The sequence below is a fragment of the Gracilibacillus caseinilyticus genome, assembly GCF_022919115.1.
Lineage (GTDB): Bacteria > Bacillota > Bacilli > Bacillales > Amphibacillaceae > Gracilibacillus > Gracilibacillus caseinilyticus.
This window is the reverse complement of record NZ_CP095072.1, coordinates 3,752,067-3,773,416: the sequence shown is the minus strand read 5'-3', so window position 1 is coordinate 3,773,416 and position 21,350 is coordinate 3,752,067. Positions and strand designations below refer to the sequence as shown.

The 21,350-nt window shown below is 39.4% G+C and carries 16 protein-coding genes and 1 other annotated feature (1 of these 17 only partly in view); of the genes, 15 read left to right on the top strand and 1 reads right to left on the bottom strand.

The window, feature by feature from the left end; translation table 11 throughout:
• Positions 1-73 (top strand) — a binding site (T-box leader) (it extends 148 nt beyond the left edge of the window).
• A 115-nt stretch (positions 74-188) separates the two neighbouring features.
• The 14 genes from ileS to MUN88_RS18025 all read left to right on the top strand — a co-directional run bounded on the left by ileS (position 189) and on the right by MUN88_RS18025 (position 18,173).
• Complete coding sequence (gene ileS / locus MUN88_RS18090) at positions 189-2,948, top strand: isoleucine--tRNA ligase (protein ID WP_244717717.1); 2,760 nt, start codon at positions 189-191, stop codon at positions 2,946-2,948.
• A gap of 561 nt (positions 2,949-3,509) precedes the next feature.
• Positions 3,510-3,986: a signal peptidase II gene (gene lspA / locus MUN88_RS18085; protein WP_244717714.1), complete on the top strand. Its 477-nt coding sequence runs from the start codon at positions 3,510-3,512 to the stop codon at positions 3,984-3,986.
• Positions 3,983-4,897, top strand: a complete 915-nt coding sequence (locus MUN88_RS18080) for an RluA family pseudouridine synthase (protein WP_244717711.1) — start codon at positions 3,983-3,985, stop codon at positions 4,895-4,897. The genes lspA and MUN88_RS18080 overlap by 4 nt, the downstream gene beginning before the upstream one ends.
• Before the next feature lie 203 nt (positions 4,898-5,100).
• Positions 5,101-5,649, top strand: a complete 549-nt coding sequence (gene pyrR / locus MUN88_RS18075; protein WP_244724602.1) for a bifunctional pyr operon transcriptional regulator/uracil phosphoribosyltransferase PyrR — start codon at positions 5,101-5,103, stop codon at positions 5,647-5,649.
• A gap of 208 nt (positions 5,650-5,857) precedes the next feature.
• Positions 5,858-7,240, top strand: a complete 1,383-nt coding sequence (locus tag MUN88_RS18070) for a solute carrier family 23 protein (RefSeq protein ID WP_244717708.1) — start codon at positions 5,858-5,860, stop codon at positions 7,238-7,240.
• 33 nt (positions 7,241-7,273) lie between these two features.
• The gene (locus tag MUN88_RS18065) at positions 7,274-8,203 is read left to right on the top strand and encodes an aspartate carbamoyltransferase catalytic subunit (protein WP_244717705.1); all 930 of its coding nucleotides are present in this window, start codon (positions 7,274-7,276) and stop codon (positions 8,201-8,203) included.
• Positions 8,163-9,443 (top strand): dihydroorotase, encoded by a 1,281-nt coding sequence (gene pyrC / locus MUN88_RS18060; RefSeq protein ID WP_244717702.1) that lies wholly within the window; start codon positions 8,163-8,165, stop codon positions 9,441-9,443. The genes MUN88_RS18065 and pyrC overlap by 41 nt, the downstream gene beginning before the upstream one ends.
• Positions 9,440-10,531, top strand: a complete 1,092-nt coding sequence (locus MUN88_RS18055) for a carbamoyl phosphate synthase small subunit (RefSeq protein WP_244717699.1) — start codon at positions 9,440-9,442, stop codon at positions 10,529-10,531. The genes pyrC and MUN88_RS18055 overlap by 4 nt, the downstream gene beginning before the upstream one ends.
• Positions 10,531-13,731, top strand: coding sequence for a carbamoyl-phosphate synthase large subunit (carB, locus tag MUN88_RS18050; RefSeq protein ID WP_244717696.1), 3,201 nt, complete (start codon positions 10,531-10,533; stop codon positions 13,729-13,731). Before MUN88_RS18055 ends, carB begins: the two co-directional genes overlap by 1 nt.
• On the top strand, positions 13,728-14,489 hold the full coding sequence (locus MUN88_RS18045; RefSeq protein ID WP_244717692.1) for a dihydroorotate dehydrogenase electron transfer subunit: 762 nt from the start codon (positions 13,728-13,730) through the stop codon (positions 14,487-14,489). Before carB ends, MUN88_RS18045 begins: the two co-directional genes overlap by 4 nt.
• Positions 14,486-15,397, top strand: a complete 912-nt coding sequence (locus MUN88_RS18040) for a dihydroorotate dehydrogenase (RefSeq protein ID WP_244717689.1) — start codon at positions 14,486-14,488, stop codon at positions 15,395-15,397. Before MUN88_RS18045 ends, MUN88_RS18040 begins: the two co-directional genes overlap by 4 nt.
• Complete coding sequence (gene pyrF, locus MUN88_RS18035) at positions 15,394-16,098, top strand: orotidine-5'-phosphate decarboxylase (RefSeq protein WP_244717686.1); 705 nt, start codon at positions 15,394-15,396, stop codon at positions 16,096-16,098. Before MUN88_RS18040 ends, pyrF begins: the two co-directional genes overlap by 4 nt.
• Positions 16,091-16,714 (top strand): orotate phosphoribosyltransferase, encoded by a 624-nt coding sequence (gene pyrE / locus MUN88_RS18030; RefSeq protein WP_244717684.1) that lies wholly within the window; start codon positions 16,091-16,093, stop codon positions 16,712-16,714. Before pyrF ends, pyrE begins: the two co-directional genes overlap by 8 nt.
• Before the next feature lie 757 nt (positions 16,715-17,471).
• The gene (locus MUN88_RS18025) at positions 17,472-18,173 is read left to right on the top strand and encodes a polysaccharide deacetylase family protein (protein WP_244717681.1); all 702 of its coding nucleotides are present in this window, start codon (positions 17,472-17,474) and stop codon (positions 18,171-18,173) included.
• A 416-nt stretch (positions 18,174-18,589) separates the two neighbouring features.
• Here the strand turns inward: MUN88_RS18025 and MUN88_RS18020 are convergent, their stop codons facing one another.
• The gene (locus tag MUN88_RS18020; RefSeq protein WP_244717678.1) at positions 18,590-20,302 is read right to left on the bottom strand and encodes an Rqc2 family fibronectin-binding protein; all 1,713 of its coding nucleotides are present in this window, start codon (positions 20,300-20,302) and stop codon (positions 18,590-18,592) included.
• Between the two features lie 108 nt (positions 20,303-20,410).
• Here MUN88_RS18020 and MUN88_RS18015 point away from each other — a divergent pair, with 108 nt between their 5' ends.
• A complete protein-coding gene (locus tag MUN88_RS18015; RefSeq protein ID WP_244717675.1) occupies positions 20,411-21,322 on the top strand; it encodes a YicC/YloC family endoribonuclease in 912 nt (303 codons plus the stop codon).
• The last annotated feature ends 28 nt before the right edge of the window (positions 21,323-21,350 follow it).

Sequence of the window (21,350 nt, the reverse complement as noted above, 5' to 3'; positions counted from 1 at the left end):
AATTGCTGAGTGGACAGTACGAAAGATCTTGCTGTCTATAAGGGTGGTACCGCGAGAACTCCTCGTCCCTTTTTGGGATGAGGAGTTTTTTTATGGTCCTGTGAGACAATTAAAATGGACCTAAAAAGGTAACATTACTTAGTATTGTGAATGAGATTATCAACAGAAATTAAATAGGAGGATGCAAATTGGAATACAAAAAAACGTTAAAAATGCCGCAAACAGATTTCCCAATGCGTGGTAATTTACCGAACAAAGAACCGAAACTGCAAGAAAAATGGGATAGCGAACATCTCTATCAACAAGTACAACAACGTACAGAAGGAAGACCATTGTTTATGCTCCATGATGGCCCTCCGTACGCTAATGGCGATATTCACATGGGGCATGCGTTAAATAAAGTATTAAAAGACTTTATCGTGAAATATAAGTCGATGGCCGGCTTTCACGCACCATATGTTCCAGGCTGGGATACACACGGATTGCCAATTGAACAGGCGCTGGCTAAGAAAAAAGTAAACCGTAAGAAAATGACGGTATCTGAATTTAGACAGAAATGTGCTGAATATGCGTTAAAACAAATTGATAACCAACGTACTCAATTTAAACAGCTTGGTGTAAGAGGGGATTGGGAAAATCCTTATATCACTCTGGATAAATCATATGAAGCGGCTCAAATTAAAGTGTTCGGCGAGATGGCGAAAAAAGGCTATATCTATAAAGGACGTAAACCTGTATACTGGTCTCCATCTTCCGAGTCTGCATTAGCGGAAGCAGAAATCGAATATCAGGATAAACGATCTGCATCGATTTATGTGGCATTTGATGTGAGGGATGGCAAACAGTTGCTGGATGGTGACGAGAAGTTCGTTATTTGGACGACAACGCCTTGGACGATTCCGGCGAACTTAGCAATCTCTGTTCATCCGAATTTAGAATATGTAGTGGTAAAAGAAGCAGGATCGAAGTATATCGTTGCTCATGATTTACTGGAAGAAGTAACAGAACAATTAGAATGGCAGCAAGCAGAAGTAGTCAAATCTTTTAAAGGTCAGGATGCGGAATATGTTGTGGCACAGCATCCATTTTATGATCGTGAATCATTAGTAATTTTAGGAGAGCACGTTACAACAGAAAGTGGTACAGGACTTGTCCACACAGCACCTGGACATGGTGAAGATGACTTTATCATCGGGAAAAAATACGGTTTGGATGTACTTTGTCCGGTTGATGAAAGAGGTAACTTTACGGAAGAAGCGCCTGGTTTCGAAGGCTTGTTCTATGATGCAGCAAATAAAGTAGTAACAGAAAAACTAAAAGAAACAAACGCATTGTTAAAGATGAATTTCATTACACATTCTTATCCTCATGATTGGCGTACGAAGAAACCAACAATTTTCCGTGCGACTAGTCAGTGGTTTGCATCGATTAAAGATTTCCGTGAAGACATTCTCTCTGAAATCAAGCGAATTAACTGGTTGCCAGGATGGGGCGAAACAAGATTATTTAACATGGTTCGCGATCGCGAAGATTGGTGTATTTCGAGACAACGTACTTGGGGTGTACCAATTCCTGTTTTCTATGGCGAGGATAAAACGCCGATTATTAATGATGAAACCATTGAGCATGTAGCAGGATTATTTGAAGAGCATGGTTCAAATATCTGGTTTGATTGGGACACGACAGATTTACTTCCAGCTGGATTCAGCTCAGAACACAGTCCAAATGGTGAATTCACCAAAGAAACCGACATTATGGACGTTTGGTTCGACTCTGGCAGTTCCCATCAAGGGGTACTGGAATCAAGAGAAGAATTACAGCGACCTGCTGATGTATATTTGGAAGGATCAGACCAATATCGCGGCTGGTTTAATTCATCGATCTCGACAGCTGTAGCTGTAACGGGTAAATCACCGTACGAAACTGTCATTAGTCATGGTTTTGCGCTAGACGGTCAAGGCCGTAAGATGAGTAAATCGGTAGGTAATGTCGTTGTTCCTTCAAAAATTATGAAACAATATGGTGCAGATATCCTTCGTTTATGGGTAGCATCTGTTGATTATCAGGCGGATGTACGTATTTCTGATGAGATTATCAAACAATCTGCAGAAGGCTATCGAAAAATTCGAAATACGTTCCGCTTCCTTTTAGGTAACTTAGCAGATTTCAATGTAGAAGATAAAGTCGCAGATGAGAAGTTAGAAGAAATTGATCGTTATATGCTCTACCGTTTGCAACAAGTGATCGAGAAAGCACGTAAAGCGTATGATGCGTATGATTTCTCTACTGTCTATCAAACAATCCATCACTTCTGTACGATTGATTTAAGCTCGTTCTATCTAGATTTTGCCAAAGATATTTTATATATTGAAGCAGAAAATGATCATAGAAGACGTAGCATTCAAACAGTTTATCATGAAATCATTACGTCACTTGTTCAACTGTTGACGCCGATTCTAACCCATACAATGGAAGAAGTGTGGCAATACATTCCGGGAGTGGAAGCTGCTTCACCACAGTTAGCAGATATGCCAGAACCTAAAGAATTACCAGATCAAGAAGTTTTGGCTGCTAAATGGTCTCAATTCATGGAAGTACGAGATGATATTCTCAAAGCCTTAGAAGAAGCTCGTGCAGAGAAAACAATTGGTAAATCTTTAGAGGCAGCGGTAACGCTAAAAGCAAACAACCAGGAAATTGCGACATTATTGCAGGAAATCCCTTATTTACATCAGTTATTGATCGTTTCACATGTTGAAGTGGTTGATCAACTTGAAGTGGGTAAGCAATATGACCATGTTTCTGTTCACATTAACAAACACGATGGTGAAACGTGTGAACGCTGCTGGGTTGTAGCAGATACAGTAGGAGAAGACCCTGACCACCCAACACTTTGTCAACGCTGCGCTCAAGTTGTAAAAGAAAATTATCAGGACATAGCAGAGTAATCCGTCTGCTAGGAGGCTGGAGCAAAAGTGTTTTAGTCAAATCATAGCCGAACATCCCACGAAATGTTTTTAACTAACATTCGTGTTATGTTCGGCTTTGTCTATTGAACTGTATCTATAAACTATGAAGTAACTTCGTATATAACCGTAAAAAATGAACGTGATGATCAGCTTTGAGATCATATTGACATATATACTGTGCTTAAATTCCGCTCCGGCCAATCACTTCGCGTCCTGCGGGGCACGGCTGAAGCTAACTTTGTAAAGAAGATCGCTTCACAAAGTGGATCTTCAGCACCTGCACAATCCCCGTGGGAGTCTACGTGGTTGGCCTACGCTAATGTTAATATTTCACAACTGATGTAAGAGGTAGCATTTTGAGCGGTATTTACTTCGCAGTTTGCTTCAACTTCGTATTAATTGGTAACTTGCAGAGTTTTTTTATATCTGGTTTGTTCGATTTTCAGCATACGCACTTCTGTTATATCGAAGCCACTTTTTCATTTGAGATATTAGTGGTATAATGTGAAAGGTATGTAAGAGAATAAGCGGAGGTACATTATGTGGCGAGTATATCTTATAGCATTAGCAGTTATATTAGTTGATCAGGTAACCAAATATCTGGTTGTCGCAAACATGGAAATCGGCGATCGCTTAACGGTAATTGAATCCTTTTTTTACATAACGTCTCATCGAAATTCAGGGGCAGCATGGGGAATTTTGCAAGGTCAAATGGGATTCTTTTATATTATAACGATTATTGTCATTGGCTTTATTATTTTCTATATCCAGAAATTTGCGAAAGAAAGCAAATGGCTGGGCATTGCCTTGGCGTTCGTACTTGGCGGAGCGATTGGGAATTTTATTGATCGGTTGTTCCGGAAAGAGGTAGTCGACTTTTTTGATGTTTATATTGGCAGTTACGATTATCCGATCTTTAATATCGCTGATTCAGCATTAGTAGTTGGTGTCATTTTTATATTTATCTACACATTCTTTGATGAACGGAATCAAAAAAGGAGTAACACGAAAAAATGAGTGAGTTTTCTTATCAAGTAACAAATGAAGAAGCAGGCACAAGAATTGATAAATTACTTGTCGACGTAACCGAGGACTTTTCCAGATCACAAATAAAAATGTGGTTCGAGAAAGATTTAGTGTCTGTAAATGATAAAGTGGTCAAACAAAATTATAAATGTCAAAATGGAGATACAATCGAATGGATGGTACCTGTTGCCAAGCCACTTGATGTGGAGCCTAAAAATATACCGATCGATATTGTCTATGAAGATCAGGATATTTTAGTTATCAATAAACAGAGTGGGATGGTTGTTCATCCTGCAGCAGGGCATTTTGAAGACACATTAGTAAATGCCTTGTTGTATCACTGTGATGATATGTCCGGAATAAATGGTGTGAAACGGCCTGGTATTGTACATCGAATTGACAAAGACACCAGTGGATTATTAGTCGTTGCGAAGCATGATAAAGCACATGAACGACTAGCAAAGCAATTAAAAGAGAAAACGATGAAACGGTCTTATAAAGCGATAGTGCATGGTGATATACCGCATGATTACGGTACGATCGATGCCCCTGTTGGCCGCAGTGAAAAAAATCGACAGCTCATGGCGGTAACTGAAAAAGGAAAACCTGCTGTGACGCATTTTGAAGTAATCGAACGATTGCATGGTAAATTCACTTTTGTGAAATGTATGTTAGAAACTGGAAGAACACACCAGATTCGTGTGCATATGAAATATATCGGTTACCCGTTAGTAGGTGATCCGAAATATGGACAACGAAAGACGATTGATGTGGAAGGACAAGCATTACATGCCTATCAATTAAAGTTTGTCCATCCGGTCACAGATGAGCAAATGGAATTTGAAGCACCTTTACCGACGAAATTCGAGCAAGTTTTAGAAAATATTCGCAAAAGTTATTGACTTTACAACTCGGATTTGTCATACTATTAACAGTATCATAAAGACCTTTTAAAACAGTCCCGTGAGGCTGAAAAGGAAGACGGTTAGCATAGCTATACGTATGCCCAGAATCCTTATTCTCTCGCGGAGAATAAGGATTTTTTTATACTATATAACGCAAATGATCTAAGTATAAATACAGGAATTAAAGTGAGGTTTTTATGATGAATAAAAAAGCAAATGTACTTGATGCAGCGGCAATGAGTAGAGCACTGACCAGAATTGCCCACGAAATATTAGAACGGAATAAAGGTGTAGACGGACTAATGCTTGTTGGGATCAAAACCAGAGGAGTACCAATTGCTAGACGACTGCAAGAGAGAATCAAAGATATTGAAGGAGTAGAAGTGCCAATTGGTGAATTGGACATCACCCTTTATCGTGATGATTTATCACCCGTTGCTGATCATCAGGAGCCACAACTTAATGAAACGAATCTACATGAACAAGTATCAGGTAAGAAAGTTATTTTAGTTGATGATGTTCTCTATACAGGAAGAACAGTAAGGGCTGCGATGGATGCTATCATGGATCAAGGAAGACCATCACAGGTACAATTGGCAGTGCTGGTAGACAGAGGTCATCGTGAATTGCCGATTCGAGCAGATTTCATCGGGAAAAACATTCCGACCTCACAGGGTGAAATTATTACAGTAAAATTAGCTGAAATCGATCAGTCAGACAGCGTTAGTATATTCGAAAAAAATAAATAAAGACCTTTAAAAAAGTACAGAGATGCTTAAAAGGTTGCAATCTTGAGAAACGTGTATCATTTTGAGGACACGTCTGCCTCTTTGCGACCTAGCAAAGAGGTTTTTTTATTCGTTGGAAAGTATAAAATTTTATCAGAGTCGTCATGCGACGTGGCAAAATTTTTTAAGAACAAAATTTTTCTTTAAAAGACAAGAGGGAGTTACAACAATGAAAGACAAAAATGTAGTTTTAGATGTACAAGAAGTACCAAAAATATCAAAATGGATACTCTTTAGTATACAGCATCTATTTGCAATGTTTGGTTCGACCATTTTAGTACCTTATTTAACAGATCTTTCAACAGCTGTTGCCTTAGTATCAAGTGGGTTAGGTACATTAGCCTATATTATCATTACCAAAGGGCAAATTCCAGCCTATTTAGGCTCCAGCTTTGCTTTCATTACGCCAATCACCAGTGCAATGGCATTAGGTGGAACCGGAGGCGTCATGATGGGGAGTTTCCTGGCAGGTATTGTTTACGGAATTTTGTCGCTTTTAATCGCAGCATTTGGTACAGATTGGGTTATTAAAGTATTGCCACCAGTCGTAGTCGGACCTGTCATTATTGTGATCGGATTAGGTTTGGCACCAACTGCGGTTGATATGGCAATGAACGTCGATGGAGAATACAGCGCGGTTCATTTCAGTGCAGCGGCAGTAACATTGCTAATCACAATTCTTGCATCACTACTTTTTAAAGGAATTTTTGGTATCATACCGATTTTAATCGGGATAATTGGCGGTTATACGTATTCCTTAGTGATTACAGCAATTACGGGAGTGACTGTTTTAGATACAAGTGGTGTCCGGGCAGCATGGACACAAATAATATCGAGTAATTCAATCGGCGAATTCTTCCATTCCCTTTTTCTTGTACCGAATTTTGTGATTCCGTTCGTCGACTACCAGCCTTTCGAAGTATTGAATCTTTCCGTAGTGTTATTAATGGTTCCAATCGCTGTTGTAACAGTAGCAGAACATATTGGTGACCAGATGGTACTTTCAAAAGTAGTCGGAAAAAACTTTATTAAAAAGCCTGGTCTTCACCGTTCCATTATGGGGGATGGGGTGGCAACGATGATTGCATCATTCCTTGGTGGACCGCCGAACACAACATATGGAGAAAATATCGGCGTATTGGCCATTACCCGCGTATTCAGTGTATTTGTCATTGGCGGAGCTGCCTTTCTTGCGATACTCTTCGGGTTTATCGGTATTATCACCGAAATCATTAGTTCAATTCCAACACCTGTGATGGGTGGTGTGTCAATCCTGTTGTTCGGTATTATCGCTTCAAGTGGTCTGAGAATGTTAATCGACAATCAGGTGGACTTAGGAATCAAGCGTAATTTAGTCATCTCTTCCGTAATCTTAGTGATTGGGATTGGTGGAGCATATGTAAATATACCAATCGGTAATGGTCAGGTAGTTACGATCGCTGGTATGGCACTGTCTGCATTTATCGGACTGATTTTAAATCTTGTTCTGCCAGGAAAAGAAACAGGTTATGGCAATGGCAGCATGTTCTCTTCACCTGAAGATGATCAATAAATAGATAGTATAATTCTTAGGGAGGAATGTTAGATGAAACATTTTGTGACAATGAAGGATCAAAGCGAAGCAGATATTCTTCAACTGGTAAAAAAGGCAGATTATATTAGTAAACATGGTACTGTCCCATTTCAGTCACCATTTTTTGCTGCAAATCTTTTCTTTGAACCGAGTACAAGAACCAAAATGAGTTTTGTTGTAGCGGAACGAAAACTAGGTATCGAACCATTAGATTTTGCCGCTGATTCCTCTAGTGTAACGAAGGGTGAAAGTATTTATGACACGGCAAGAACATTTGAATCGATTGGCGCAAACGTCATCGTCCTGCGTCATCAGCAAGAAAATATCGCAAGCCAACTAGCTGACTCCATTTCCATCCCTGTCATTAATGCAGGAGATGGGACGGGGGAACATCCGACCCAGTCACTGCTTGATTTGGTTACGATCTATCAGGAATTTCAACAATTCAAAGGAGTTAAAGTGGTAATCGCTGGTGACATCAAACATAGTCGGGTTGCAAGATCCAATGCATATGCATTGTCAACGTTAGGTGCTGAAGTCTACTTAACAGGGATGGAACAATGGCAGGATAACACATTACCGTACCCATATGTACCGATTGATGAAGCTACAGAGATAGCAGATGTATTTATGCTGTTAAGGATTCAGCATGAAAGACATCAGGATCATGTTTCATTTCAGCAGGAAAGTTACTTAGAGCAATACGGACTCACATTGGCGAGGGAAGCGAAAATGAAACATGATGCAATCATTATGCATCCGGCTCCTGTTAACCGTGGAGTAGAAATTGATACACACCTTGTTGAATGTGGACGTTCCAGAATATTTAAACAAATGCAGAATGGTGTAGCTACAAGAATGGCTGTCATCGAGACACTGCTAAATCAAGGGGGAACTTTTCATGAAAAGACTATTAACAAACGTCAAGCAATTACTGGATAATGGATCCACACAATCGTGTGAGCTTTTAATTGAAAATGGAAAGATTGCGGCTATTGGAACTCACCTTACCGCGGATGATGCGGAAAAAATCGATGGGCAAGGCCATCTGGTAACGCCTGGATTTGTCGATGTACATGTCCATCTTCGTGAACCAGGCGGGGAGACAAAAGAAACGATCGCAACCGGTACAGCTGCGGCAGCACGTGGCGGTTATACGACGGTGTGTGCGATGCCTAATACGCAGCCCACTCCTGATTCAGTAGAGATTTTAGATATGATTCAAGCAAAAATCGAGGATACGGCCCAGATTAGAGTGTTACCGTATGCGTCCATTACGGAACGATTAGTAGGCAACAAATTAACGGATATGAAAGCATTAAAAGAAGCTGGTGCCTTTGCCTATACTGATGATGGTGTTGGCATTCAATCAGCTGACATGATGCTGAAAGCTATGCAACAAGCAGCATCAATCAATATGCCAATTGTGGCACATTGCGAAGAAAACACGTTGATCCATAGTGGCGTGATGCATGAAGGGAAAGTTAGTGAACAACTAGGCTTACCAGGCATTCCATCTATTTGTGAATCTGTCCAGATAGCGAGAGACGTACTTTTAGCAGAAGCGGCGGACTGTCATTATCACGTCTGTCATGTTAGTACGAAAGAATCGGTTCGTGTGATTCGCGATGCGAAACGAGCTGGTATTAAAGTGACGGCAGAAGTTACACCACATCATCTATTAATCAATGAAAATAGCATTAAGGAAGATGATGCTAATTTCAAAATGAACCCGCCATTGCGTGCAATTGAAGATCACCAAGCTTTAATTGATGGATTGCTTGATGGGACAATTGATTTTATTGCAACCGATCATGCCCCACATACCACAGCCGAAAAAGCTAACGGTATGACAGAAGCACCATTTGGAATTGTAGGATTTGAGACAGCTTTTAGCTTATTGCATACTCATTTCGTAGAAAAAGGGATTTTCACATTGAAGCAGCTGATTGACTGGATGACAATCAAACCAGCTAAAACATTTGGTCTGCCATACGGTCGGATTGAGCTTGGTGCAAGTGCAGATCTGACATTGATTGACTTAAACAATCAACTAGCCATTGACAAATCAACGTTTCTGTCAAAAGGACAAAACACACCATTTGATCAATGGCAAGTGAAAGGTAAACCAGTTATGACCATTTATCAAGGTGAGACAGTATATGAGGAGGCAGTACGATGAGAAGACAGCTAATTTTAGAGGACGGTACGGTATTTAACGGGGAAGCATTTGGTTCCTTAAATGAAAGTATTGGGGAAGTAGTCTTTAACACAGGGATGACTGGTTATCAGGAAACTTTATCAGATCCGTCATATTGTGGACAAATTGTTACCATGACCTATCCGTTAATCGGAAATTACGGTATTAATCGCGATGACTTCGAAACGATTAATCCTTCCATATTCGGTTTTGTAGTCAAAGAATATTGCCAGACACCGTCTAATTTTCGCAGTGACGAGAATTTGGACGAGTTTTTAAAAGCCAATAATATTCCTGGTATTGCTGGTATTGATACACGAAAGTTGACAAAGATTTTGCGTAAACATGGTACGATGCGTGGCATCTTGACAGAGGCTGGCGCAGAAGACGAACGTGCAGAAGAGAAACTCTCTCAGTCAACTCCGATGCACGATCAGGTTGCACAGGTTTCGACAATTAAACCATACGTATCTCCAGGAAGAGGCTTTCGTATTGTTCTTGTTGATTTTGGCATGAAGCATGGTATTCTGCGTGAATTGACGAAACGAAACTGTAATGTAACAGTAGTACCATATAATTATAGTGCAGATAATATTCTCCGCTTAAAACCAGATGGTATCATGCTTACCAACGGACCAGGAGATCCGAAAAAAGTACCAGAAGCGATCGAAATGATTAAAGATGTCATTCCATCGGTACCGACTTTTGGTATTTGCCTAGGCCATCAACTGCTTTCGTTAGCTTGCGGAGCAGATACGGATAAATTGAAATTTGGTCACCGTGGTTCGAACCATCCGGTATATGATTATGAAACGAAGCGTACGTATTTGACTTCACAGAATCATGGCTATGCGGTAACCGCGGAATCATTAGAAGAGACTGATTTAGAACTAACACAGGTTGCTTTAAATGATAAAACGGTTGAAGGAGTTAAGCATACTGTTTATCCGGCTTTTTCCGTACAATATCATCCGGAAAGCTCGCCAGGACCAGACGATACGAACTACTTATTTGATAAATTCATGCAAACGATCGAAAGCTATCAAAGTGCAAACAAGGAGGAAGTCTAATGCCAAAAAGAACAGATATTAACAAAATTTTAGTGATCGGATCAGGACCAATTGTCATCGGACAGGCTGCGGAGTTTGATTATTCTGGAACGCAAGCTTGTCAGTCGTTAAAAGAAGAAGGTTATACCGTTATTTTGGCTAATTCCAATCCAGCGACGATCATGACAGACCATACGATAGCAGACACGGTTTATATGGAACCTTTAAGCGTTGAATTCCTGTCCAAAATCATTCGAAAAGAACGCCCTGACGCAGTATTGCCGACACTTGGCGGTCAAACAGGTTTGAATCTGGCTGTTTCTTTAGATGAATCAGGTATTTTGCACGAATACAATGTAGAATTGTTAGGTACGAAATTAGACGCGATTCAAAATGCCGAAGACCGTGAAAAATTCCGAACGTTGATGAATGAAATCAACGAACCAGTACCAGAGAGTCAAATAGTGAATACAGTGGAACAAGCATTAGATTTTGCCGATGAAATTGGTTATCCATTAATTGTTCGTCCTGCCTATACATTAGGGGGAACAGGTGGTGGAATGTGCTACAATGAAGCAGATTTAAGAGATATTACTAGAAATGGATTATCGCTTTCTCCGGTAAACCAATGTTTAATTGAACGAAATATTGCTGGTTTTAAAGAAATTGAATATGAAGTAATGCGTGATAAAAACGATCAAGCTATCGTTGTTTGTAATATGGAAAATATTGATCCGGTCGGTATACATACCGGTGATTCCATCGTAGTAGCTCCATCTCAAACGTTAAGTGACAGAGAATACCAAATGCTTCGCTCTGCATCACTGAAAATTATCCGTGCTTTGGAAATAGAAGGTGGCTGTAACGTTCAGTTAGCGATCGATCCATACAGTTTTCAATATTATATTATCGAAGTAAATCCGCGAGTAAGTCGATCTTCTGCGTTAGCATCGAAGGCTACAGGTTATCCTATTGCGAAAATTGCAGCAAAAATCGCAATAGGTATGACTTTGGATGAAATCATGAACCCTATTACGGAAACAACTTATGCATGTTATGAACCAGCACTAGATTATATCGTAACGAAATTCCCACGCTTTCCATTCGATAAGTTTGTATTAGGGAATCGTACGCTAGGAACACAAATGAAAGCAACTGGAGAAGTTATGGCAATCGGACGTAATTTTGAAGAGTCTTTATTAAAAGGTATCCGTTCATTAGATATTAGTGGCGAAGATTTCTATTTACCTAAAATCGCAGATGAATCAATGAAAGTGCTAAAAGAGCGCTTAGTGAAAGCTGATGACGAACGTATTTATGTATTAGCGGAAGCTTTACGTAAAGGGCTATCTGTTGAAGAGATTTTTAACTTAACAAAAATTGATCGCTTCTTCTTAGATAAAATTAAGAAAATCATTGATTTTGAACGTAAATTAGCAGACATTCCACAAAATATCGATTTACTGAAAGAAGCGAAAACTCTTGGATTATCTGATACTCAAATCGCTCGTGTCTGGAATGTTGATGTAGATGAAGTATACCAACTGCGTATCGCAGAGAACATCTTACCAGTGTATAAAATGGTAGATACGTGTGCTGCAGAATTTGAATCAGCGACACCATACTTTTACAGTGCATACGAAGAAGAGAATGAGTCAGAAGTAACAAATCGCAAGAAAGTATTAGTAATTGGCTCTGGACCGATCCGCATTGGACAGGGGATTGAATTCGACTATGCAACTGTGCACTCCGTACTGGCATTAAAAGAAGCTGGTTATGAAGCAATCATCATGAATAGTAATCCGGAAACAGTGTCTACTGATTTCAGTGTTTCGGATAAACTATACTTCGAACCGTTAACATTAGAAGATGTCATGCATGTTGTAGAATTGGAAAAACCAGAAGGAGTAATCGTTCAGTTCGGTGGTCAGACAGCGATCAATCTTGCAGAAGGTTTAGAAAGACGAGGAGTTCAAATACTAGGAACACCTCTTACAGCAATAGATGCAGCAGAGGATCGTGACAAATTCGAACAATTATTACAAGAATTAAATATTCCACAGCCACAAGGTAAAAGCGTTCGTCAGCTTGACCAAGCTAAAGAAGCTGCAGCTGAGATTGGCTATCCGGTATTAGTACGTCCATCGTATGTTATCGGTGGAAGTCAGATGGAAATTGTCTATAATCAGGAAGAATTGGAAAGTTATTTAGCGAAGACCAATCATATTAAACATAAGCATCCAGTTTTAATTGACAAATATCTAACAGGTATTGAAGTTGAAGTAGATGCGATTAGTGATGGGGAAACGACGATTATACCAGGCGTGATGGAGCACATTGAACGCGCTGGTGTACACTCTGGGGACTCAATTGCGGTATACCCGACACAACGTTTATCTGAAGAGATCAAACACAAATGTGTGGACATTACCATTAATATCGCGGAAAAATTAGGCGTACGCGGCTTGATCAATATTCAGTTTGTCGTTCACAAAAATGAAGTCTATGTGCTGGAAGTAAATCCAAGAGCAAGCCGTACCATACCGTTCTTAAGTAAGATTACGGGCGTCACAATGGCAAATATTGCAACTCGTTGTATCATTGGTGAATCATTAGCCAATATGGGATACAAAAAGGGATTATTATCAGAACCAGAAACAGTATCGGTAAAAGTACCGGTATTCTCCTTTGAGAAATTACGCAGCGTTGATACAATGCTTGGACCAGAAATGAAATCGACCGGGGAAGCAATTGGGCGAGACAGAACGTTAGAAAAAGCACTTTATAAAGGATTAACGGCTTCAGGATTAAAGATACCAATGGAAGGTGCAGTCTTGATTACAGTTGCTGATAAAGACAAAGAAGAAGCAAGTCAACTAGCTCAGCGTTTCTTTGAACTTGGCTTTACCATGTATGCGACAGAAGGTACTGCAAACGTCCTTAGAGAAATGAATTTGCCAGTAACCGAAGTAGGAAAAGTAGGAGCAGATGACAAGAACGTAATCTCTGTTATTGAACAAGGAGAAGTACAGCTTGTGGTCAACTCGTTAACATCAGGTAAGAAACCTCGTTCAGATGGATTTAGGATTCGTCGTGAAGCAGTGGAACATGGGGTACCTTGTTTAACAAGCCTTGATACAGCAGAAGCAATTGTGAATGTGATTGACTCAACTACGTTTACTGCAAAACCAGCAGTTGAAGGGAAGGCAATAATACTTTGATAACCAAACAATTACTGCAAATTATAAGTCATGTTCAAATTGCGGAAGATACGTTTGAAGTGGTCTTACAATCTTCATTGGCAAAAGAATTAAAACCAGGACAGTTTGTGCATATTGCCTTAAAGAATCATATGCTTAGAAGACCAGTTTCCGTAGCTGGTATTGATAAAGAGAATAACAATTTCACTATTATCTTTAAAATTTTTGGTGAAGGAACACGCGAATTAAGCCAGTTTCGGGCTGGGGATGCATTAGATGTGATTTTACCGTGTGGCAGTTACTATCCCTTAGATGATTTACAGCTTGATCATGCCTTAATAGTAGGTGGAGGAATCGGTGTTCCTCCTCTCTACTACCTGGCAAAAACCTTAAAGGAAAAAGGTGTTAAGGTAACGAGTGTACTAGGATTTCAGAATAAAGATCAGGTATTTTATGAAGAGAAATTTCAATTGCTAGGGGATACGCATATTGCTACTAATGATGGCAGCTATGGTTCACAAGGATTTGTCACAGATATTATTTCAGGGCTTCCTGATGCATTTGATTATTATTTCTCATGCGGTCCGACCCCAATGCTGAAAGCTGTAACTAATCAATTAGAGGCTCATAATGGTTACATTTCATTGGAAGAACGGATGGGCTGTGGTGTGGGTACGTGCTATGCATGTGTGGTTCCATCTAAAACAGATCCAACCAAGTCGAAAAAAATATGTAAGGATGGTCCTGTCTTTGCGGCGAATGAGGTGTTGTTAACATGAGTTTATCGACTAAAATGCCAGGACTGACTTTAAAGAATCCGGTAATGCCTGCTTCCGGCTGTTTCGGTTTCGGAAAAGAATACAGTCAGTTTTTTGACCTGAACGAACTGGGTGCGATTATCGTAAAAGCCGCTACTAGAGAGGCACGTTATGGTAACCCGACTCCACGTGTTGCAGAAACAGCAAGCGGAATGTTGAATGCAATTGGTTTACAAAATCCAGGTGTGGAAAAAATCATTGATGAAGAACTACCTTTTTTAAGACAATTCGATACACCTGTTATAGCAAATGTTGCTGGCAGTACGGTTGAAGAATACGAGCACGTGACGAAAGCACTGAACCGTTCAGAAGACGTATCTGCTCTTGAACTGAATATTTCATGTCCCAATGTGAAAGAAGGCGGCGTGCAATTTGGGACAGACCCTGAGTTAGCAAAAGAAGTGACGTATGCAGTAAAGCAAGCAAGTAACTATCCGGTTTACGTCAAACTATCTCCAAATGTAGCGAATATCATAGGCATGGCTAAAGCAGTAGCTGATGGTGGAGCAGACGGAATCTCCATGATTAATACGTTAACAGGTATGCAAATCAACTTGAAGCAACGTAAGCCGATCATAGCAAATAAAACCGGTGGCTTATCAGGTCCAGCAGTAAAACCAATTGCGATCCGAATGATTTATGAAGTGCGTCAAGCATTAGATCTTCCGATTATCGGTATTGGAGGCATCGTGACTGCTGAAGATGTGGTAGAATATCTTTTGGCAGGTGCAAATGCCGTAGCGGTAGGAACAGCCAATTTCCAAAATCCGTTAGCCTGCCCTGAGATTATTCAGGCATTACCAGACGTATTGAATAAATATGGGTTTGAATCTGTAGAAGATGCAATTGGAAAGGGGCATGAAGCGTGAACAAACCATTTTTTCTAGCTTTGGATTTTCGGACTGGGGATGAAGTGAAAGACTTTTTGCAAACGAATGATTTAGCAGAGGTCCCAGTCAAAGTAGGAATGGAATTATTTTATCGAGAAGGTCCAGCCATTATTTCTTGGTTAAAAGAACGGAATCATTCGATTTTTTTAGACTTGAAATTACACGATATTCCAACAACTGTCGAAAAGGCGATGTACAATCTTGCTCATTTAGGAGTGGATATCGTAAATGTTCATGCTGCTGGTGGCTCAGAGATGATCAAAGCAGCCAGAAGAGGACTTGATGCAGGTGCAAATGGATCATTACCAAAATTGATAGCAGTTACCGTACTTACTTCCATGGATGAAGAGACATTGCAAAAGGAATTGTATGTAAAGCAATCCGTGGACGAGACAGTTCAACGTCTAGCCTTGCTATCGAAAGAAAGTGGAGCAGATGGTGTTGTTTGTTCGGCCCATGAGGTGCGTACAATTAAAGAAGTGTGCGGCAAAGACTTTTTGACGGTAACACCAGGCATCAGGTTAACAGATGTAAGTAATAATGATCAAAAACGAGTGGCAACACCAGCACTTGCGAAACAGAACGGAGCCGATTATTTGGTGATTGGCAGAAGTATTACACAGGCAGAAAGCCCGAAAGCTAATTATCAACGTGTACTAGAGGAGTGGGATCATGCTTAAATCAAAAGAATTGGCATATGCATTATATGATATTGATGCAATTCAAATACGACCTGATCGATCTTTTGTCTGGACATCAGGAATTCAGTCACCAATTTACTGTGACAATCGCTTAACCATGTCATATCCGGAAATAAGACAACAAATCGTGGAACAATTTGCGCAAATGATCGAACAGATGGATGAAAAGCCTGATGTGATTGCTGGCTGCGCAACGGCAGGGATTCCGCATGCTGCATGGTTAGCGTCTTATTTAGATTTACCAATGGTTTATGTGAGATCGAAGCCAAAAGGCCATGGTAAACAAAATCAGATTGAAGGGAAAATTTCAGAAGGTGATAATGTCATTGTCATCGAAGACTTGATCTCGACTGGAGGATCCTCCTTAGACAGTGCTGTAGTATTACAGGAAGCAGGAGCTAAGGTGTTAAGTGTTTTAGCCATTTTTAGCTATGGTTTACAGAAGGCAGATAAACAGTTTAGTGCTACTGGTATCCCATTCGCAACGATCAGTAATTTTGATGTACTTGCAGAGACATTGGTTGAGAATCATAAAATCACCGAAGCAGAAAAAACAGATTTAATACAATGGCGGGATGAACTAGAAAATAATTAAGATAATATTTCCTGGGCAACCGCAAAATGCAGTTTATTTCGCTATCATTCGACGGCAAAACAGGAACAATAGTCATCTAACAGATTACAGATCTACCATATCTGTAATCTGTTTTTTTATGTAAAAATATTATATTTCACTGTTATTAATGTAACTTGCAGAAGAGAGCTTGTCGAAGAATGGGAAGCATCAGGTGCTTATAATACGGATTATGTAAAGTGAAACTGTATAATAATATGCTAAGTTTGATATATTGTATTTGCTTAGCAAAGCTCCGGAAATATGCTCCGCGTCCTGTGGGATCGGCCTCAACTTCCTCGGAAAGAAACCCGCTTTCCTGCGGGATTTTCGGACACGACTGATCCCACGGGAGTCTCTACATATTTCCTACGCTTAACGGAAGTTCTACAACGATTGGAACAGCTAAAAGCAACAGTGCTAGCATAATGTATTTGAGAATGAAGCTGCTATATGGATGGTCACATGAGGGTACCAGTCAATCTGCTTCCTCATACCTCTAACTACATTTCAAAATGGATGCAACGCTAGCATTACATAATCCGTATTATAGAAACTTTAATAAATACTTAATTTAGATACGTCCTGTTGGGTTTTTGCCCTGTTTTCTTGAAGAAATCACAGATAATCATTTCAGTGATACTCAAAATCGTAAAATGTTATTTGTTGTGGAATAGGACCGACAATGACTAAGATAGATTTTAGTAAACTTATTAATTAGGAAAGCAGGTAATTTTTGATGAAAAAGAAATTGCTATGGAGTGGTTTGGCTATATGTTGTCTAATACTACTGGGTCTTGGCAGCTATAAATTGATGAATGCACGGGAATTTCAATTATTTGGTGAATTAACAGCTCAAGTGGAAACTGATGAAAAGGTCATTGCACTGACTTTTGATGATGGACCGTCTGAGAATGTACCAGGTATTTTATCTATGTTGGAGGATTATCAGGTAAAGGCTACCTTTTTTCTCATTGGACATGATATTAGGAAATATCCGGAGCTGACCAAGGCTATTGCAGCTGCCGGACATCAAATCGGAAATCATACCTATACACATTCTAGAATGATAGGGAAATCTCCATCTTTTGTACAGCAGGAATTATCCTCTACAGATTCTTTAATCAGAGATGCCGGATATGAAGGTGACATCGATTTTCGACCGCCATTTGGTAAAAAGCTTGTAGTATTACCATGGATTCTAAACAATCAGAAAAGGGAAACAATCATGTGGAATCTTGAACCAGATACTTATGCGGCCACAGTAGAAGAAAAAGTGGATTATGTACTCGACAACATAGAAAAAGGATCAATTATCTTACTCCATCCAATGTACGACGATGGAGAGGAATTAAAAGTAATGGAAACAATCTTAAAAGAACTAACAGAACAAAACTACCGATTCGTTACAGTAGACGAACTACAACAGCATGCAAACTAAAAAAACTAGCCACAAATAAAGCAGTGCTGAGCAGTATAATATGTTATATGATTTGAAGGCTATCCAGTTTATTACTAGTCAATTACCTCATTCATTGAATTGTGCTTACCTTGGTCATTAGAAGAGCCGAGTATAAACTTGCTGATCAAACTAACTTAAGTGCTAAGCAAATACAATAAATCAAATTTACCATACTGTGAATACAGTTCCACTTTATATAATCTGTATTATGAGAACCTATACTTTTTCTTAAGTATGGTTCTGAATTCTACTTTATGACTGTAAGTATATAATTTTCTTTGCTTATTAAAAAAGCTCCGTCCATGTTAACGGAGCTTTTTTCTATACAACTGATATGTTAGAACGGTTAACAATGTCGAATCATAAAACCAGTTGACTTAAATGTGTTAATAAATCTAGCTTTTCTTCCGTAAATGATCAATCAATCGCTGATCGGGTGTTACAAACAATGTCTTTTGGTTATCATAGGTGACAAAACCAGGCTTTGCACCGTTTGGTTTCTTAACATGCCTAATCAAGGTATAATCTACCGGCACTGAGGAGGAATGTTTCGATTTACTAAAATTTGCAGCCAGTTGTGCGGCTTCTAGTAACGTATCTTCGCTTGGATCTTGGGCACGGATGACGACGTGTGATCCTGGTATATCCTTCGTATGCAGCCAAATGTCATCTTTTCTTGCTAACCGGTTTGTCACATATTCGTTTTGCTTATTGTTCTTACCTACTAAGATCTCTGTACCGTCTGTTGCATAAAAAATTTCAGGAGCTGGTTTTGCTGGCTTTTTCTTCTGTTTCGTATTAGACTGTCTTTTCTTTAGGTAACCTTGCTCTTGTAATTCTTCACGTATTTCTTCAATATCCTGTTCACGTGCAGAATCAATCTGTTCAATAATTTCATCGAGATACTTCATTTCCTCATACGTTTTTTTCTTTTCTTCCTCTACCATTTCTTTAGACTTTTTCAGTTTGTGGTACTTCTTAAAGAGCGACTGTGCATTTTCGCTCGGAGATTTGTTCGGGTTTAGTGAAATGACTCGCTTCGATTGATCAGGATCATAGTAGTCAATCACCTCGACCTCTTTATCACCGTGACGAACTAAATGCATATGCGCTGTCAATAATTCGCCATCACGCTGATAACGATCCGCATCCTTAGCATCATCTAATGTTTTGTCGAGCTTCCCTAATTTTCGTTTGTTTTTCTTTTGTTCATTGGTTAGGAATCGGAGTAAATCACCTGCTCTTTGCTTTACTCTGTCTCGTTCCGCTTTACCAGAGTAAAAGTGATCCAGCATTCCACTAACACTGCTTAAATCTTCGCGATCTTCCGTTGCATATGCTAAATGGATGACATAGAAACGTTCTTTTTTGCCATGCATAATATTTGGCTGATACTGATGTGCTAGCAATTGATGTTGAACGTCTTCAAAAGCATCCTTATATGTTTGATGATCACCTAATCCAGCTCTTGTTACGATTTCTTTCGCTAACACCGGAGAAACGCCCATTAACGTATTAACCAGCTGTTGATCCAGTTTACCTGCATTAAAATCCAATTTTCTTATCAGTTGATCCCCATCAAGGCAGAAAGGGTTAACCTTCTGATGACTCGGTGGCTGTATATAGGTGCTGCCTGGCAAAATCGATCGATGCCGATTTTGAGCACTGGATATATGCTTGATGCTATCAAGAATGACCTGTCTTTCCTTATCGATTAAAATAATATTACTGTGTTTTCCCATTACTTCCACGACAAGTATTTTAACACTTGGATCACCGACTTCATTTCTTGTCTGGAAATGAAGATGAATAATTCGTTCATTCTCAATCTGTTCGACTGATTCAACAAAACTTCCACTTAAATATTTGCGCAACATCATACAATACATCGATGGTTCCTTCGGGTTATCGTATGTATCCTTAGTAAGGTGCAATCTTGCGTAACTAGGATGAGCACTAATTAATAATTGCTTATTTTCTCCATGTTTGCGAATCGTCATGACTAATTCTGTCTCTGTTGGTTGATATATTTTTAAAACGCGTCCAGAAACCAACTCTTGATCAAGCTCGTTTCCTACAGCACGTGTAACAATTCCGTCAAATACCATATAAATCACCTCATCTGATTATTATAACATTTCTTTAAGCAAAAAACTGCCCAGAATCATTTGTCGAACAGTTGAAAAGTCTGATATGATGATTATGATAATCAGATTATGTTTATAATAGAAGATGGAAGTGATGTATTAATGAAAAGCATGACAGGATTCGGCAGACAGGAATTGCAACTGGATGAAATGTACATCATAGCAGAAGTCAAAACAGTAAACCATCGTTATTTGGATATATCTTTTCAAATGCCAAAATTTTTAGTTCCGTTAGAAGACCGGTTGAAGAAGATAATTCAGCAGCAGGTTAAGCGAGGAAAAGTTAGTGTAACGATCAATGTGAGTGGAACCTTTACGAGCTCTAAAAAGCTTACCACGAATTGGGATTTAGTGGAACAATACATAAATCAGTTTCAACAAATTAAACAAACATATCAGCTTCATGGCGAAATAACATTGGACATGCTGGGGCAATATCCGGATATATTTGAAGTGGAGCAACGAGAGGAAAGTAATACGGATACAGATACGAACGTACTGCTTACTTTGGAAAAAGCAGTAGGGAACCTTCATGCTATGCGGCTAAAAGAAGGCGCTGAACTTGGAAAAGATCTTCAATTACGAACAGAAATTATACAAAATAGAATAAAACAGTTGGGTGAGAGGCGAAAAATTGTTATAATAGAGTATCAGGAGCGAATAAAAGAACGTATAAACAGTTATCTCGAAAATACTTCTGTTTACGACGAATCCAGGTTGTTTCAAGAAATCGCGCTTCTAGCCGAAAAAGGCGACATAACAGAAGAACTGACAAGAATACATAGTCATGTCATGCAGTTTCAGCAACTAATGAAAGAGACGGAGCCGATTGGGAGGAGATTGGACTTTATTGTCCAGGAACTAAATAGAGAGTTAAATACGATCGGTTCGAAGTCAAATGACATATGGATAAGTGAGCACGTTGTATCTTTAAAAAGCGAAGCAGAAAGAATGAAAGAGCAAATACAGAATGTAGAGTAAGTTGTTCTTAGATTTAAGGGGGAGCTCG

What these genes read in the sequence shown, in the direction of transcription:
- lspA (WP_244717714.1), top strand. Translation starts at nt 3,510, where the DNA reads ATGTGGCGAGTATATCTTATAGCATTAGCAGTTATATTAGTTGATCAG.
- MUN88_RS18080 (WP_244717711.1), top strand. Translation starts at nt 3,983, where the DNA reads ATGAGTGAGTTTTCTTATCAAGTAACAAATGAAGAAGCAGGCACAAGA.
- pyrR (WP_244724602.1), top strand. Translation starts at nt 5,101, where the DNA reads ATGAATAAAAAAGCAAATGTACTTGATGCAGCGGCAATGAGTAGAGCA.
- MUN88_RS18070 (WP_244717708.1), top strand. Translation starts at nt 5,858, where the DNA reads ATGAAAGACAAAAATGTAGTTTTAGATGTACAAGAAGTACCAAAAATA.
- MUN88_RS18065 (WP_244717705.1), top strand. Translation starts at nt 7,274, where the DNA reads ATGAAACATTTTGTGACAATGAAGGATCAAAGCGAAGCAGATATTCTT.
- pyrC (WP_244717702.1), top strand. Translation starts at nt 8,163, where the DNA reads ATGAAAAGACTATTAACAAACGTCAAGCAATTACTGGATAATGGATCC.
- MUN88_RS18055 (WP_244717699.1), top strand. Translation starts at nt 9,440, where the DNA reads ATGAGAAGACAGCTAATTTTAGAGGACGGTACGGTATTTAACGGGGAA.
- carB (WP_244717696.1), top strand. Translation starts at nt 10,531, where the DNA reads ATGCCAAAAAGAACAGATATTAACAAAATTTTAGTGATCGGATCAGGA.
- MUN88_RS18040 (WP_244717689.1), top strand. Translation starts at nt 14,486, where the DNA reads ATGAGTTTATCGACTAAAATGCCAGGACTGACTTTAAAGAATCCGGTA.
- pyrE (WP_244717684.1), top strand. Translation starts at nt 16,091, where the DNA reads ATGCTTAAATCAAAAGAATTGGCATATGCATTATATGATATTGATGCA.
- MUN88_RS18025 (WP_244717681.1), top strand. Translation starts at nt 17,472, where the DNA reads ATGAAAAAGAAATTGCTATGGAGTGGTTTGGCTATATGTTGTCTAATA.
- MUN88_RS18020 (WP_244717678.1), bottom strand. Translation starts at nt 20,302, where the DNA reads ATGGTATTTGACGGAATTGTTACACGTGCTGTAGGAAACGAGCTTGAT.
- MUN88_RS18015 (WP_244717675.1), top strand. Translation starts at nt 20,411, where the DNA reads ATGTTTATAATAGAAGATGGAAGTGATGTATTAATGAAAAGCATGACA.